At 34.7% G+C, this 16,407-nt stretch carries 15 protein-coding genes; 11 read left to right on the plus strand and 4 right to left on the minus strand.

Going from position 1 to position 16,407, the window contains the following annotated elements:
• Positions 1-99 precede the first annotated feature (99 nt).
• Positions 100-2,355, plus strand: coding sequence for an inorganic phosphate transporter (locus tag ACIQ2S_RS04600; RefSeq protein WP_396173282.1), 2,256 nt, complete (start codon positions 100-102; stop codon positions 2,353-2,355).
• A 73-nt stretch (positions 2,356-2,428) separates the two neighbouring features.
• Here the strand turns inward: ACIQ2S_RS04600 and ACIQ2S_RS04605 are convergent, their stop codons facing one another.
• Positions 2,429-2,809: a cation transporter gene (locus tag ACIQ2S_RS04605; protein WP_396173284.1), complete on the minus strand. Its 381-nt coding sequence runs from the start codon at positions 2,807-2,809 to the stop codon at positions 2,429-2,431.
• A gap of 117 nt (positions 2,810-2,926) precedes the next feature.
• On the opposite strand from ACIQ2S_RS04605, the gene ACIQ2S_RS04610 reads away from it, so the two are divergent.
• Positions 2,927-3,793: a DMT family transporter gene (locus ACIQ2S_RS04610; RefSeq protein ID WP_396173286.1), complete on the plus strand. Its 867-nt coding sequence runs from the start codon at positions 2,927-2,929 to the stop codon at positions 3,791-3,793.
• Between the two features lie 297 nt (positions 3,794-4,090).
• Here the strand turns inward: ACIQ2S_RS04610 and ACIQ2S_RS04615 are convergent, their stop codons facing one another.
• Complete coding sequence (locus ACIQ2S_RS04615) at positions 4,091-6,127, minus strand: M16 family metallopeptidase (RefSeq protein WP_396173288.1); 2,037 nt, start codon at positions 6,125-6,127, stop codon at positions 4,091-4,093.
• A 9-nt stretch (positions 6,128-6,136) separates the two neighbouring features.
• Positions 6,137-7,462 carry a M16 family metallopeptidase gene (locus tag ACIQ2S_RS04620; RefSeq protein WP_396173290.1) on the minus strand — a complete coding sequence of 442 codons (1,326 nt, stop codon included), beginning with the start codon at positions 7,460-7,462 and terminating at the stop codon, positions 6,137-6,139.
• A 201-nt stretch (positions 7,463-7,663) separates the two neighbouring features.
• Here ACIQ2S_RS04620 and rplU point away from each other — a divergent pair, with 201 nt between their 5' ends.
• Together rplU and rpmA are read left to right on the plus strand one after the other, a co-directional pair.
• Positions 7,664-8,290: a 50S ribosomal protein L21 gene (rplU, locus tag ACIQ2S_RS04625; protein ID WP_396173292.1), complete on the plus strand. Its 627-nt coding sequence runs from the start codon at positions 7,664-7,666 to the stop codon at positions 8,288-8,290.
• Between the two features lie 31 nt (positions 8,291-8,321).
• The gene (gene rpmA, locus ACIQ2S_RS04630) at positions 8,322-8,582 is read left to right on the plus strand and encodes a 50S ribosomal protein L27 (protein WP_396173294.1); all 261 of its coding nucleotides are present in this window, start codon (positions 8,322-8,324) and stop codon (positions 8,580-8,582) included.
• 162 nt (positions 8,583-8,744) lie between these two features.
• On the opposite strand, the gene ahcY is transcribed toward rpmA, so the two are convergent.
• Positions 8,745-10,061: an adenosylhomocysteinase gene (ahcY, locus tag ACIQ2S_RS04635; RefSeq protein ID WP_396173297.1), complete on the minus strand. Its 1,317-nt coding sequence runs from the start codon at positions 10,059-10,061 to the stop codon at positions 8,745-8,747.
• A gap of 139 nt (positions 10,062-10,200) precedes the next feature.
• On the opposite strand from ahcY, the gene ACIQ2S_RS04640 reads away from it, so the two are divergent.
• From ACIQ2S_RS04640 to ACIQ2S_RS04670, 7 genes are all read left to right on the plus strand, one after another.
• Complete coding sequence (locus tag ACIQ2S_RS04640) at positions 10,201-10,839, plus strand: 4'-phosphopantetheinyl transferase family protein (RefSeq protein ID WP_396173299.1); 639 nt, start codon at positions 10,201-10,203, stop codon at positions 10,837-10,839.
• Positions 10,836-11,555 carry a geranylgeranylglyceryl/heptaprenylglyceryl phosphate synthase gene (locus ACIQ2S_RS04645; RefSeq protein WP_396173301.1) on the plus strand — a complete coding sequence of 240 codons (720 nt, stop codon included), beginning with the start codon at positions 10,836-10,838 and terminating at the stop codon, positions 11,553-11,555. The genes ACIQ2S_RS04640 and ACIQ2S_RS04645 overlap by 4 nt, the downstream gene beginning before the upstream one ends.
• On the plus strand, positions 11,548-12,168 hold the full coding sequence (gene pnuC / locus ACIQ2S_RS04650) for a nicotinamide riboside transporter PnuC (RefSeq protein ID WP_396173304.1): 621 nt from the start codon (positions 11,548-11,550) through the stop codon (positions 12,166-12,168). Before ACIQ2S_RS04645 ends, pnuC begins: the two co-directional genes overlap by 8 nt.
• Positions 12,132-14,246 carry a DUF4301 family protein gene (locus tag ACIQ2S_RS04655; RefSeq protein ID WP_396173306.1) on the plus strand — a complete coding sequence of 705 codons (2,115 nt, stop codon included), beginning with the start codon at positions 12,132-12,134 and terminating at the stop codon, positions 14,244-14,246. Before pnuC ends, ACIQ2S_RS04655 begins: the two co-directional genes overlap by 37 nt.
• Positions 14,246-14,647 carry an alternative ribosome rescue aminoacyl-tRNA hydrolase ArfB gene (arfB, locus tag ACIQ2S_RS04660; RefSeq protein ID WP_396173307.1) on the plus strand — a complete coding sequence of 134 codons (402 nt, stop codon included), beginning with the start codon at positions 14,246-14,248 and terminating at the stop codon, positions 14,645-14,647. Before ACIQ2S_RS04655 ends, arfB begins: the two co-directional genes overlap by 1 nt.
• A 7-nt stretch (positions 14,648-14,654) precedes the next feature.
• Positions 14,655-14,834 carry a hypothetical protein gene (locus ACIQ2S_RS04665; RefSeq protein ID WP_396173309.1) on the plus strand — a complete coding sequence of 60 codons (180 nt, stop codon included), beginning with the start codon at positions 14,655-14,657 and terminating at the stop codon, positions 14,832-14,834.
• Positions 14,835-15,042: 208 nt separating this feature from the next.
• A partial coding sequence (locus ACIQ2S_RS04670; protein ID WP_396173313.1) for a TonB-dependent receptor plug domain-containing protein occupies positions 15,043-16,407 on the plus strand: 1,365 nt, incomplete at its 3' end.

Here is a 16,407-nt window from a genome sequence, read left to right on the forward strand (position 1 = left end):
CATTTCTTCTAAAATAATTTTGCTAAATTTGATAACACATTCTTAACATTGCATTGAAATAATTGATAGACTTTTGCAGAATATTATACCAAAAATAGAATGGATCAAATTTATGTTATAATGCTTATAGCATTGGCAATTCTTGCAATTACTGACTTGATGGTAGGTGTAAGTAATGATGCTGTAAACTTCTTAAATTCTGCTATTGGTTCCAAGGCAGTTTCTTTTAAAACAATTATGATTGTTGCAAGTATTGGGGTTGCTGTTGGAGCTTTGTATTCCAATGGAATGATGGAAATTGCCAGAAATGGTATTTTTACTCCAAGCATGTTCAGTTTTAACGACGTTATTATCATCTTTTTGGCGGTGATGATCACCGATGTTTTATTACTGGATGTTTTTAATACTTTAGGATTACCAACTTCTACAACCGTTTCTGTTATTTTCTCTTTATTGGGAGCCTCTTTGGCTTTAGCTATGTATAAAGTATACGTTTCAGACGAAGGGTTAGATAGTTTAGGAGCTTATATTAATACTAAAAAAGCATCTGAAATTGTATACAGTATTTTATTGTCTGTCGTGCTCTCATTTGGTTTGGGAACATTGGTTCAATATGTTTCCCGACTGATATTTACTTTTCATGTAGATAAAAGATACAAATATGTTGGTGCTTTATTTGGTGGTTTTGCCATGACAGCAATCACATTTTTTATTCTGGTAAAAGGGTTAAAGGAAATCACATTTGTGCCTGATGTTGTTAAAGATTTTATTAAAGACAGTCCGTTTACCATTATTGGTTATTCATTGTTGCTGTGGACCATTGTTTGTCAGGTTTTAATGAGTGTAATTAAATATAATATTTTTAAATTTATCATAATCGTCGGAACATTTGGTTTGGCATTGGCATTTGCCGGAAACGATTTAGTAAATTTTATTGGTGTCCCAATTGCGGCTTATCAAGCTTATGGGATGTATATTGAACCAGGCCAAAATCTTGACGCCACACAGTTTATGATGTCAGGTTTAGAGCAGGAAAATTTGCCAGCTCCATTCATTTTCTTGGCATTGGCAGGTGCGGTGATGGTATTTACATTGTGGACCTCAAAAAAAGCGAGAACGGTTATTGAAACCGAACAAAACTTATCTCGTCAAGGTGATGGAAATGAAAAATACAACGCCAATCCACTTTCAAGAAACTTGGTACGGGCGATGATTTATATTGGGAATGGAATTAGTTTTATCGTTCCAAAATCATTACAGGCTAAGTTAGATGCACAATTTGTGCAACCGGAAGTAAAAGGTAAAAGAGACAGTCAGCCTATGTTTGACGTTGTTAGAGCTTCTGTAAATTTAGTGGTGGCTTCTGTATTAATCTCCATTGGTACTTCAATGAAGTTGCCTCTTTCTACTACTTATGTTACCTTTATGGTTGCCATGGGTTCGTCTTTTGCCGACAGGGCTTGGGACAGAGAAAGTGCGGTTTTTCGAGTAGCAGGCGTTTTTAATGTCATAGGAGGTTGGTTTGTTACTGCTATTGCAGCCTTTTTGTCTTCTGCAATTATTGCTTACATACTATTTATAGGTGAGGTTTATGCATTCTTTGCTTTTATGATTGTAGTGGCTATTTTCTTTTACAGAAGTAACCAATTGCACAAAAGAAAATTAAAAGCAGACGAAGAGTTTAGAAAATTGAAAAGAGAAGATATCGTTACCATTAACGAAATAATTTTGGAAAGTTCTTCTCAGATTTCAAGAGTAATTGGTGCAACCAATAGAGTGTATACCGATGTAATTGAAAACTTAGGACTTCAAGATCTATCCAAGCTTAAAGAGAATAGAAAATCTCTGAAGAAGTTAGAAAAAGAAGTAGATGAATTGAAAAGCAATGTCTATTATTTCATCAAAAATTTGGATGAAACATCGGTAGAGGCAAGTAAGTTTTATGTCATGATATTGGGTTATTTGCAAGACATGATTCAGTCATTAGAGTTTATTACTCAAAACAGTTATTCCCACATCAACAATAATCACAAACAACTTAAATTTAATCAAATTAGAGATTTAAAGAGTGTGGATGCACAAATGATGAAAATGTTTGACAAGATTGAAGTGATTTTTGTCAATAAAAATTTTGATAAATTAGATGAAATTCTTGTTGAGAAAGAACAATTATTACATTCAATTACTGATTTAATTCAAAAGCAAATTGTTCGTATCAGGACGATAGAAACCAGTCCGAAAAACAGTAAATTATATTTTGGTTTGTTGTTAGAAACGAATGATTTAATAAAATCTACGATGAGTTTATTAGAATTGTTTAAAGAATTTAATTTGCATGTAAAGAACAAGAAATAGAAAAGGTCAACTTTATTATAAAACAAAAAGGCTATCAAATTGATAGCCTTTTGTTGTTTAAAATCCTCTAAAATTATGTCCCTACGTTAGTTTTCTCAGGTACAGAAGTAACATTTGATACCTTATAATCGTCCGAAATATTTTGAACGGTTTGCACCATAATTTCCGGTGTTTGTTTGTTGGCGTCGTATGTAATCGTAGCCGTTTTGCCTGCAAAGTCTACTTTGGCATCTTGTACGCCTTCCAATTTTGCTAATTTCTTTTGAATAACTCCGGCACAACCTACTTCGCAATGCATTCCTTCAATCGAAAAAGAAGCAGTTGCTAATTGAGCGGGTTGGTCTTGTGTTTGTTCTGTTGTAACTGTTGCTTCTTCTTTTGGATTTTCATTTTTACAGCTGACCATTACAATTGAAGTTAGTGCAATAGCAGCAATCATTTTGTTGATTTTCATATGTTTTTATTTTAAAATTATACTTTTCTGAACTACTCATAAGTAAGTACAAAAATAACATAAATTTCACTTTTTTATTGCGAAAATTAACGCAGTTTTGTGACGTCAAATTTTATCATGGAAAACAAGAATCTTCGGTTTGTTTATTTAGTTATACTCGCTTTGGTTTGGGGCAGTTCCTTCATATTAATTAAAAGAGGGCTAACCGGACTAACACCTTTTCAATTAGGTTCATTGCGAATGATTTTTGCCGCTGTTTTTTTATTGATTATTGGGTTTAATAGTATTAAGAAAATTCAACTTCGGCACTGGAAATATTTGGCTTTAACAGCTAGCTGTGGCACTTTTTTTCCGGTTTATTTGTTTTCATATGCTCAAACGGAAATAAGCAGCTCCGTGAGTGCTATTTTAAATTCGCTCACGCCACTGCATGCTTTATTGCTGGGTATTCTGATTTATAAAATAGATTTTCAACGACGTCAAATTTATGGCGTTATAATCGGATTAATTGGAAGTGCCTTATTAGTATTGAATGGAGCGGCCAATCATCCGGAACAAAATTACAATTATGCGATTTTATTAATTATTGCATCGGTACTGTATGCCTTGAATGTCAATTTTATAAAAATATATTTATCCGATTTGAGTCCATTGAGCATTACTACCGGTAATTTTTTAGTAATGATTATACCTGCTTTTATTGTTTTATATTTTTCCGGTTTTTTTGAAGCTGTGCAATTGCAGGAAACGCAAGATGTTATTGGGTATATCGTAGTTTTAGGAGTAGTTGGTACAGCACTCGCCAATATTTTATTTTATCAATTGATAAAAATATCTTCGCCGGTTTTTGCTTCTTCGGTTACTTATTTGATTCCTATTGTTGCCTTTTTATGGGGATTGGTAGATAATGAAAGCCTTACGCTTATTCAGCTTTTAGGAGCTTGTATTATCATGTTTGGCGTTTATTTATCGGCTAAAAAGTAATTTTGAATTTTTGAACACGGATTTTAAAAATCTAAGAAATCTAAAAAATTAATAAGACTATATTTTTCCAATTTCCTCAATTTTATTAATCTGTGTTCCATCAAGATTTTGTGATAGGTAATTTTTTAACACAGATTTTTGAACTCTAAGATATTTTAAAGATTATAGACGGTTCGTATTCTTCAGATTTCTCTAATTTTACTAATCGGTGTTCCTATAACCGACAACTGACAATAATTTGAAATAAAAAAAAGACTGTCATGGCTGACAGTCTTTCAATTATTTTGAAGTTAGTGATTATTTAAAATCAGCGTCAGTAACACCTTCGTTTACTTTTATTTCGTCCATTTTGATGTTTAATTCAAAACCTACATTCATGATGGTATTGAATGGAACTTTTACACCTTTTACATCTCTGTAATCTTTGTAGTTTGTAGTGCTATCTCCTTGTGGAGTCGAAGTAACATCGGCTACTTTTAACCCTGATTTCACATCAAAATAACTGGTTTTTTTACCATCTACAATCGCATAAGCATCCGCTCCGTCAATTGTTTCAATTCCTTTTAAAACAACGCCCGTTTTTGTTGCCATTGTCAATTCAGGAAATGGATGTGCACCAGCTTTCATGTCTTCCAACATTTCACCTTGTAATTCCATTTTTTGCCCTTGTTGAGCCATGTAGCCTGTGTTTCCGTTGACTACTTGTTTCATTACGCTCATGGATCCCATTGCTAATTCAATTGCTAATTTACCACTAGCATCTACCTTACTTGTATACGTAATAGGTCCCGGAGCTCCAGGAACAGTTGTAGTTCCTTTGGAAGCTATTGTTTTAACAGTTGAAACATTCGTTTGACCACCCACTGCATTGATGTAATTATCTAAAACAGTTTTTACTGTAACACCCGCTGGAATGTCTTTTTTAATCACCGGTTTTTCAACTTGATTAGCATATTTGTCATAGTAAGTCATAGGCATTTTTAATGCTTCTAATCCGGCTAAAACATCGGTGGCTTTTCCAACAATTACGATTCGTAAATTTTGGTCAAGGAAGTATTTTTGCGATACTCTTAAAATATCATCTGCAGTTACCGCATTGATATTTTGGATATAGTTTTCATAGAAATCAGCAGGAAGATTTTGCGTTCTACTTTGTAAAGCATAACGAGCAACAGTAGTTGGTTTTTCAATTTGCATTACAAAGTTTCCGATATAGCCTGCTTTTACATTTTTCAAAACATCATCCGTTACTTTTTCAGTTCTGATTCTTTTGATTTCTTTCATGAATTCTACTACAGCACTGTCAGTAACCGCATTTCTCACTTGCGTGGATGCTCTGAAATTGGTAGTGTATTTGCTTCCTCGAATACTTGAACGAGCACCGTATGTCCAACCATTAGCTTCTCTTAAATTCATGTTTAAGTAGCTATTGAAATCACCTCCCAAGATTTGATTTGCTAAAATAACAGCAAAATAATCGGCGTCGGTCATTTTTAATTTCACAATGTTGTTAATCGAAATTTCCGATTGAACTGCGTTGGGAGCATCTATAAAATTAATTTGAGTCTTAGCAACATCCGTTGGATCAACAATAGTTTGTGCAGGAACAGTTCCTTTGCCCCATTTTGAGAAAAGTTTCGTAACTGATTTCTTTACCTCTTTAAATTTAACGTCTCCAACAACAACTAAATATGCATTTCCCGGTTTAAAGTAGGTGGAATAATTATTAGTAACATCTGCAAGTGTTATTGCATTGATAGTTTCTTCGGTAACAAATTCTCCATTAGGATGTGATTTCCCATAAGTTAAAGCTTCTTCTACACGACGTGCAATGGAAGGAACACTTTTTTCTTGCGATTTTAATCCTTCAAGAAAACGTTCTTTTTCTTTGTCAAATTGCTCTTGTGTAAACAATGGGTTCAAAGCTCCATCGGCCATTAATTCTAAAATTCTCTTAGAATATTTAGATAAGCCGCTAGCAAAAGCACCATTAGAACTGAAGTTGATAGAAGCACCTAAAAAGTCTGTTTCTTCGTTAAAAGCCTCTTTTGAAATAGTTTTTGTTCCATTACCCATGATGCTACTGGTCATGTCTGAAACTCCTTTTTTCACTCCTTCCGCATACGGTGGGTTGTCAATTGTTAAACTATAGGAAACTCTTGGAAGTTTATTGTTTTCTACGACCAAAACTTTTAATCCGTTTGATAATTCAAAACTCTGTGGTTTTCCGATGTTAATTTTCGGAGCCGGTCCCGGTTTTGGTTGAGGTCTGTCTTGTGCTTGCATAGTAAATGTTAATAACAAGCTCGATAATAATATGGCTATTTTTTTCATGATATCTTCTTAGTTTTGAGCTTTATCAGATTTTGGGGCATAGTCCAAAATTAGACGTTGGTTGGGGTTCAGGTATTTTTTTGCAACATCTCTAATCTCTTCACGAGTAATTGAACGGTACACTTGAATTTCGGTATTGATTAAGTTTACATCACCATATAGCATGTAATACGTTGCCAAATTATCTGCAATTCCCTCTACAGAAGCATTGCTGTTTACGTACTGATTTTCAAAAATGTTTTGCAATTTTTGATATTCTTTTTCAGAAATTAATTCTGTTTGTAAACGAACGATTTCTTCATCAACTTCTTTAATTAAACTTTCAGGTGTATTTTCGCCCATTGGAAGTCCGTAGATAATATACATACCGTAATCTTCTTGGCTATAGTTGAAGGCTCCAATTTGCAGAGCCATTTTTTTGTCGTCCACTATTTTTTTGTATAATCTTGAACTTTTACCATCTGATAACAAAGTAGAAATCAAGTCCAATACTTTTGAATCACGCGTTTTATTTGAAGGCGTTCTATACGAAGCGGCAACCATTGGTATTTGAATGTTTGGATCTTCATAACGTGCTCTGATTGTTTGAGTGATCGGAGCTTCTTCAAATTTTTGACGAGTTACAGGAGCTCCTTTTGGAATGGAGCCGAAATATTTTTCAATCCAAATTTTTGTCTGTGCGATGTCTAACTGACCTGCAACTACTAAAACAGCATTATTTGGCACATAGAATTTTTTGTTGAATGCTTGAAATTCTTCCAAAGTTGCAGCATCTAAATGTTCCATTTCACCAATCGTTGTCCAACGATACGGGTGATTGGTAAACATGTTCTTTTTAATTTCTGCAATTAAATTTCCGTAAGGCTGATTGTCTACACGAAGACGTTTTTCTTCCTTTACTACTTCATTCTGAGTATCAACACCAATTTGATTAATTACTGGGTGCATTAAACGTTCAGATTCCATCCATAAACCTAATTCCAGATTATTTGAAGGGAAAATTTCGTAGTAGTACGTTCGGTCATCAGTAGTATTAGCGTTATTGGTTCCGCCGTTTCCGGTTACAATTTTAAACCATTCACCACGTCCAATATTCTGCGTACCTTCGAATAATAAATGTTCAAAAAAGTGAGCAAAACCTGTACGTTCCGGATTTTCATCTTTTGAACCAACATGGTACATGACCGATGTGATAACAACAGGGGCCGAATTATCCTGATGTAAGATTACGTGCATACCATTATTGAGGGTATACTCTTCAAAGGCCACTTTTTGAGCGGAAACTGTTCCTCCAACCATAAGTAGTGTGCTTAAAGCTATTAATGATTTTTTCATAAAAACTATTGATTAATTTTTTCGTTATAATAGGTATGCAATTTCGTAAATTTGTTACACTTTACCTCATTTTTTTACAAAATAGTAAGGCTGAGCCATTTAAGTTTTAAAAATTTCAATATATTTTTATTCATTGAGTTGTATGATTGATAATAAGTTGTATATTTGCAACCTTAAAAAATTTAACTAAAACATATTGTTATGTACGCAATCGTAGAGATAGCAGGGCAACAATTCAAAGTTAGCAAAGACCAAAGAGTATTTGTTCACCGTTTAGCAGCAGAAGAAGGAAACAAAGTTTCTTTTGACAAAGTGATGTTATTAGACGATAATGGAACAGTTACTATAGGCGCCCCCGCTATAGAAGGTGCTTCAATAGAAGCCAAAGTGATTCAACACTTAAAAGGTGATAAAGTAATCGTTTTCAAAAAGAAAAGAAGAAAAGGTTACAAAAAGAAAAACGGACACAGACAGTCATTTACGCAAATTGTTGTTGAAGGGATTTTAACTTCTGCACCAAAAAAAGCGGCTGCAAAATCTGAAACGCCAAAAGCTGCAAAAGTTCCAAAAGTTGCTGACGATTTAACTCTTATTGAAGGAGTTGGACCTGTTGCTGCTGAAGTTCTTGTTGCTGCCGGAATTACTACTTTTGCAAAATTGGCTAAAGCTAGTGCAAATGATGTAAAAACTATTTTGGAAACATCAGAAGCTAAAGTGTCACATTTAGATCCAACTACTTGGGCTCAACAAGCAAAATTAGCTGCTGCTGGTAAAATGGATGAATTGAAAAATTTACAAGATGAATTAAATGGCGGTAGAGCTGTTTAATTTTAATATTAACTTATAAAAGGTAAACATCATGGCTCACAAGAAAGGTGTCGGTAGTTCCAAGAATGGTAGAGAATCAGAATCGAAACGTTTAGGCGTTAAGATTTATGGTGGTCAAGCAGCTATTGCAGGAAACATCATTGTAAGACAAAGAGGTTCTAAACATAATCCGGGTGAAAACGTTTACATGGGCAAAGATCATACTTTACATGCAAAAGTTGACGGTGTTGTTAAGTTTCAGAAAAAAGTAGATAACAAATCATTTGTATCTATTATTCCTTTTGAAGCATAATTAGAAGCTACATAGAATATAAAACCCATTTCGCGAGAAATGGGTTTTTTTGTTTTTAGATCATAGGTAAATCATTGGTGTTTTCGTAAATGTAAAAACCCTCACTTTTCAGCAAGGGTAATTTTTATTTCAAAATAAAGCCTTAATATTCTAGTCTTAATACTAGTATCTATAATATTCCGGTTTGTAAGGTCCTTGAACATCTACTCCAATATAAGCAGCTTGTTCGTTATTTAATGTTTCCAATTCAACGCCTAATTTAGCCAAGTGTAAAGCTGCTACTTTTTCATCTAAATGTTTCGGTAACATATACACTTGGTTTTTGTAATTAGCCGAGTTGTTCCACAATTCTATTTGAGCCAACGTTTGATTGGTAAATGAATTGCTCATTACAAAACTTGGGTGACCTGTAGCACAACCTAAGTTAACCAAACGACCTTCGGCTAAAATAATGATATCATTTCCATTGATGGTATATTTATCAACTTGTGGTTTGATTTCAATTTTTGATGCTCCGTGGTTATCATTTAACCAAGCCATGTCGATTTCGTTATCAAAGTGACCAATATTACAAACAATCGTTTTATCTTTCATTTGTTCAAAATGTCTTCCAATTACGATGTCTTTGTTTCCGGTTGTAGTGATCACAATATCAGCAGTTTTAATAACAGTATCTAATTTTTTCACTTCAAAACCGTCCATTGCTGCTTGTAAAGCACAAATAGGGTCAATTTCAGTAACAGTTACAATAGAACCTGCGCCTCTAAAGGAAGCCGCTGTTCCTTTTCCAACATCACCATATCCACAAACAATAACTCTTTTTCCGGCTAACATGATATCTGTTGCACGACGAACCGCATCAACAGCAGATTCTTTACAACCGTATTTGTTGTCGAATTTTGATTTTGTAACAGAGTCGTTTACGTTAATTGCAGGCATGTGCAACGTTCCGTTTTTCATACGTTCGTACAAACGGTGAACACCGGTAGTTGTTTCTTCTGAAAGACCTCTGATTCCCGAAATTAATTCAGGATATTTATCAAAAACCATGTTGGTTAAATCACCACCGTCATCTAAAATCATGTTCAACGGTTGTCTGTCCTCACCAAAGAATAATGTTTGCTCGATACACCAGTCAAAATCCACTTCATTCAATCCTTTCCAAGCATATACTTGAATTCCTTCGGCAGCAATAGCAGCAGCAGCATGATCTTGCGTAGAGAAAATGTTGCAAGAACTCCAGGTAACTTCAGCTCCTAACGCAATTAAAGTTTCAATTAAAACAGCCGTTTGAATGGTCATGTGCAAACATCCTGCAATTCGAGCACCTTTTAATGGTTGGCTGTCTCCGTATTCTTCACGAAGTGCCATTAAGCCCGGCATTTCTGCTTCGGCCAATTCAATTTCTTTTCTTCCCCAAGCGGCCAATGAAATATCTTTCACTTTGAACGCAACGTAAGGTAATGTTTGTGTACTCATTTATAAAATAGTTATATTAGCTAAAAATTTTTTGCAAATCTACGGAATAGCTAAGGGAATTAAAAACCTTTTTGTGTTTTTTATGATTTGTTTAGTTCACTAAAGTTTTGAATTACAATTTGATATCACACATTTTTTCATGCCTCTTTATCAAAAAATTTCGGTTGACAGCAATTCTGTTATTTTAATTTGGAAAATAGCAGAATCATTTAACAACTTATTTCGAGCCGTAGTTTTAAAAGACAATTCGTTAGCCCGCTTGGAAGGAATGAAATCTGAAAGTCATCAAAAAGGATTTTTAGCGGTTCGAATGTTGTTGCAAGAAGCCGGATATACCGATTTTGATTTGTATTATGACGAATTTGGTAAACCGCATTTGAAAGACAACAAAAACATTTCAATTTCACATTCCTATGATTTTTCAGTTGTCATGTTGTCGGATAAAAATATTGGAATTGACTTAGAATTACGGCGTGATTTAATAAAAAAAATTGCCCGAAAGTTTGCCGCTGAAGCATTTGTGTATGAATGTGAAAATAATTCAGCAGAATTTATTAGTAAACTAACAGTAGTTTGGGGAATAAAGGAAGCTGTTTTTAAAGTTAGAAACGAAGTAGGAATTAGCTTTAAAGACCATATTTTTACCAAACCTTTTGAAATAAATCATTCAAAAACTACAGCCTTACTAGACTTTATTGATACTAAACAAGAATTTATGGTCCATTTTGCGGAAATCGAAAACTATACCCTAGTTTGGCTATGGGAAATGAATTCATGAAAAAAATTTATCAAGACATCGTTCTGGCAAAAACTGAGAACCGAAAATTGTTGGCTATTTTACTCGATCCTGATCAAATGGATTATGATCAATTACATTTGCTGAAAGATAAAATTAAACTATCGCCGGCTACACATATTTTAGTAGGTGGAAGTATCGTTGTATCGGATAAAGTAGATTTCTTGATTCAGTTTTTGAAAGAAACATTGGTGCTTCCGATTATACTTTTCCCGGGGAATCCGTCGCAAATATCAAAGTATGCCGATGGAATTTTGTTTTTAAGTTTACTATCCGGTAGAAATCCGGATTATTTAATTGAACATCAAGTAAATGCAGTTCCGTTTTTAAGAAATACAGCTTTAGAAATTATCCCAACAGGCTATCTTTTAATTGATGGAGGAAGGCAAACAGCAGTTGAGCGAGTGAGTAAGACCAAACCTTTAGACAGAAATAATACCGAATACATTTGTCACACAGCAAAAGCCGGAGAATTTTTAGGGAAAAAATTAATTTATTTAGAAGCTGGTAGTGGAGCTAAACTATCGGTTCCTTGGGAAGTAGTCAAAGCAGTCTCCAACACTATTTCAATTCCTTTGATTGTTGGAGGAGGTATCCGAACACAAAAAGGGATTCAAGAAGCGTACGATTCAGGTGCTGATATGGTTGTTATAGGAACAGCTTTTGAACAAAACATTGATTTCTTCAATAATGATTGAACTTTTTTTCTCGCAATATAAAGAGTATTCTAATCTGGACATTTTTTTAGAAATTGTCGCAGTTTTGTTTGGTTTAGCCAGTGTATGGTTTGCCAGAAAAGACAACATTTTGGTATTCCCAACCGGAATTGTAAGTACCGTAATTTATATTTATTTATTATGGAAATGGCAACTATTCGGCGACATGTCTATAAATTTTTACTACACTGTTATGAGTTTTTACGGCTGGTACCATTGGACAAGAAAAGAAGGGACCACCGATTTATATCCAATTGCCCGTATTACTATAAGTGAGACAATATGGGCCTTTTTTATCTTTGCAGTAACGCTATTTTTTGTAGTGTGTATTTACGATTTTTTTGATAAATTTACACAATGGTCCAGTTATGTTGATACACTAACTACCGGTTTCTTTTTTGTTGGCATGTGGCTCATGGCTAAACGAAAAATTGAACATTGGATTTTTTGGATTATTGGTGACGTACTATCAGTTCCTTTATATTATTTCAAAGGATATACGTTCACTAGTTTACAATATTTAATTTTTACAATCATAGCCATTTTTGGTTACATCGAATGGAAGAAAACCTTAAACAATTCCACACAAGTCTAATAAAAATTACCTTATACGGACCCGAATGTACAGGTAAAACCACATTGGCTGAACAATTAGCTGAACATTACCAAACTGTTTGGACGCCTGAGTATGCTCGCGAGTATCTGCAAGAGAAATGGAATCAAACAAAGCAGATTTGTACCCAGCAAGATTTACTTCCCATTGCAATTGGACAGACACGACTGGAAAATGAGTCGCTTATTAACGCCAACGGTATTTTGTTTAGCGACACCAATTTATTGGTTACCAAGGTTTTTTCAGACATGTATTACGGCAATTGTGAAAAGGCTTTGCAAAAAGCAGCAAAAAAGCATAAGTACGATTTATTTTTTTTAACCGATATTGATATTCCTTGGGAAAAAGACGACTTAAGAGACCGACCTCAAAATCGCGAACAAACCTTAGCCATTTTTGAACAGGCTTTAATTGATTATAACAAACCTTACGTCAAACTTTCGGGAAATAAAGAACGTAGATTTCACAAAGCAGTTACGATAATTGACGAGTTAATTCGTGCAAAAAACCTTGGATTTAATTCATTTGATTTAATTCAGCTTCAGAACCATCAAATTAAATTGGAAGCGGTTGAAAAACAAATTTCCTTTATGAAAAAGGGTATTCACTTTGCCGATCTAAATCGAATAGCGACTATAAATGATGGTATTCAAACGATTACTCCCGAACAAGCTTTGTTTTTTTCTAATCTTTATGATGAAAAGAAAGAACAATTGAAATTGAAGAAATTTGTGCCTGCTTCAGGAGCTGCAAGTCGAATGTTTAAGTTTTTAAATGAGTTTTTAAATGAGTTTAAAAATGGCGAAGAAAGTATCAATGCTTACATTAATCGCAAAAAAGCAAGAAATTTATCATTGTTTTTAATCGGTAAAGAAAAGTTGCCCTTTTATCAAGAAATTTATACAGCGACCAAACAATTGCACGCCGATTATGATCAATTAAGCAGAGACACTAAAGACTATTTGTTCATCAAAACCATGCTGTCTAAAAGTCACTTTGATTATGCAAATAAACCTAAAGGGGTTTTGCCTTTTCATAAATATGTAGATCATATAGCTACACCTATTGAAGAACATTTAAATGAAGCAATTTATTATGCTTCTTCTAAAGTAAAAGCTCATGTACATTTTACTGTTTCTGCCGAACATTTGTCTAGCTTTGAAGATACAGTAGCTTTAGTCAAAACCAAAATTGAACAAGAAAGCGGAATAGAAATTTCTGTTAACTATTCCTTTCAAAATCAATCCACCGACAGTGTATCCGTCAATCTTGCAAACGAACCCTATCGTGATGATAACAACCAGCTACTATTTAGACCGGGCGGACATGGGGCTTTAATTGAAAATCTAAATGTTTTGGATGCCGATTTGGTTTTTATTAAAAACATTGACAATGTACTTCAAAATCATAAGGACATGATTGCTTTGTATAAAAAGGCTTTGGCAGGCATTTTATTGGAGAAACAGCATAAAATTTTCTACTATTTAAAACAACTTGAAACGGATGTTGTTGCCAAAGAAATGATTTCGGAAGTGGTTTCTTTTATCAAAATTCATTTGAATACTTCCATCATTGAAGAGTATTCGAAATATACCAAAGAAAACAAAATTGAATACCTGCAAATGATTTTGAACCGACCCATTCGTGTGTGTGGGATGGTAAAAAATGAAGGGGAACCCGGTGGTGGACCTTTTTGGGTGCGAGATGCCAAAGGAAATGTTTTTCTTCAAATTGTTGAAGCTTCGCAAATCGATACAGAAGATCAAAACCAAGTGCGATTTTTAGAACAATCAGCCTATTTTAATCCGGTTGATTTGGTGTGTGGAATTAAAAATTACAAAGGACTTCCGTTTGATTTGTCGCAATTTGTCGATCACAACAGCGGATTTATTGTCTACAAAAACCACAAAGGAAAAGAGATAAAAGCCTACGAACTTCCCGGTTTATGGAACGGTGCCATGGCAAAATGGTTGACTATTTTTGTTGAAGTTCCTCTCATTACCTTTAATCCGGTAAAAACCGTCAACGATTTATTAAAACCTGCTCATCAACCGCAGTAATGGACGCAGCTAAAATTCTATCAGAACTCAGTTTTAAAGCCGTCAGAAGTAGCGGAGCGGGAGGCCAAAACGTCAATAAAGTGGCATCAAAAGTCGTTTTGTCATTTGATTTACACAATTCTCAAAGTTTAAGTGACGACGAAAAAGCATTGCTTTCAGAAAAACTAAAAACTAAATTCACGCTACAAGGCTTTTTGATTTTAAATTGTGATGAAGATCGGAGCCAACTCAAAAACAAAGAAATTGTAACCAAACGATTTTTGAAACTTATTCAAAATGCTTTAATTATACCTAAAAAAAGAAAACCAACTAAAATTCCCCGTTCGGTTATTGAAAAGCGAATCAAAGCCAAACGAAATACTTCAGAAATTAAACAGAATAGAAAGAAACCGGAACTTTAAGAAGGTGATGGAAGATGGGAGACGGAAGATGGAAGATGGAAGATGGAGATGGAAGATGGGAGATGGGAGATGGAAGATGGGAGATGGAAGATGGGAAAGGGATTTGTGTTTTTTATTGTTTTTTGCCATTGAATTTCTTTTTCATACATTTGCCCTGTCTCAAAGGGGTGCTTATATCCTGAACTAAATTCAGGACAAACGAGCTGAGATCATACCCAACGAACCTGGAACAGGTAATGCTGTTTAGGGAGGGCAGAGCGTTAAGAAAATGTTCAGTGAACATTTTTAGCGAATGAGCCGGCCGGCGGGCTGGACTTTTTTTGACGTAATGCCAGAGTATCAATTTTAATTTTTAACCAAGAATAATTACCCCTTTTATTCGTAATCTATTACGAATGAAAACTTTATTCAACAATTGTAGCCGTAAAGGCTATCGCAAAAAAAAGCATAGTTGCTTTTTAAGTGCGGCCCTATTCATCTGTTTTTCGGGAATCGCTCAAGAAACTATCAAAGACACCGTAAAACCAAAAGAAGTTTCTTTGGATGAAGTGTTAGTGTCTGCCGTTCGAGTCACTTCTCAAACACCTGTTACCTTCTCCAATCTTACCAAAGAACAATTCAAATCCAGAAATCTTGGGCAAGATATTCCCATTATGATGAATTATCTTCCCTCGGTCGTAACAACTACCGATGCCGGAGCCGGTGTGGGTTATACCGGAATTCGGGTGCGTGGTTCAGATGCCACGCGTGTAAATGTTACCATCAACGGAATTCCGTACAACGATTCTGAAAGTCAGGGTACTTTTTGGGTAAATATGCCCGATTTTGCCAGTTCAACCGAAAGTTTGCAGTTGCAGCGAGGTGTTGGAACTTCTACCAATGGTTCAGGTGCCTTTGGAGCAAGTTTGAATCTATTAACCGATAATTATTCGAAGGAATCTAAAGGCGAAATTTCAAATTCCTTCGGAAGTTTTAACACCCGTAAACATACGGTAAAATTCAGTTCGGGGTTGATGAATGAACACTTTGAATTAGCCGGACGATTATCGGCCATCAATTCTGATGGGTTTATCGATCGTGCGTTTTCCGATTTAAAGTCGTATTTTCTCCAAGGTACCTACGTGGGCAAAACGACCTTGATTAAAGCACTCGCTTTTGGTGGAATTCAAAAAACCTACCAAGCTTGGTACGGTTTGGAAGATCCTGAAAAACTGCGAAACAATCGAACATTCAACGTGGCAGGTATGTATTTTGACGAAAACGGAACCATGAAATTCTATGACAATGAAACCGATAATTACCAACAAGACCATTACCAATTGCATTGGAACGAGCGTTGGAGTGAAAACTGGAGCAGTAATTTTGCTTTGCATTATACCCAAGGAAAAGGTTATTTTGAACAGTACAGAGAAGATGAAGATTTTTCAGATTATGGTTTGAATCCGATTGTTTTAGGAGGAGAAACCATTGATGTGACCGATTTAATTCGCAGACGTTGGTTGGATAATGATTTTTATGGAACTACTTTTTCGGTAAACTACATCAAAGACAAAGTAGATTTGATCATTGGTGGAGCAGCCAACAAGTATGAAGGAGCTCATTTTGGCGAAATTATTTGGGCTCAATTTGCTTCACAAAGTGAAATCAGAGATCGGTATTACGATGATTTTTCAACCAAAACGGATGTGAATGTTTTTACTAAAATCAATTATCAACTCACTGAAAAATGGCGTTTGTTTGGGGATATTCAGTACAGAAAT

It is taken from the genome of Flavobacterium sp. (assembly GCF_044371705.1).
GTDB lineage: Bacteria > Bacteroidota > Bacteroidia > Flavobacteriales > Flavobacteriaceae > Flavobacterium.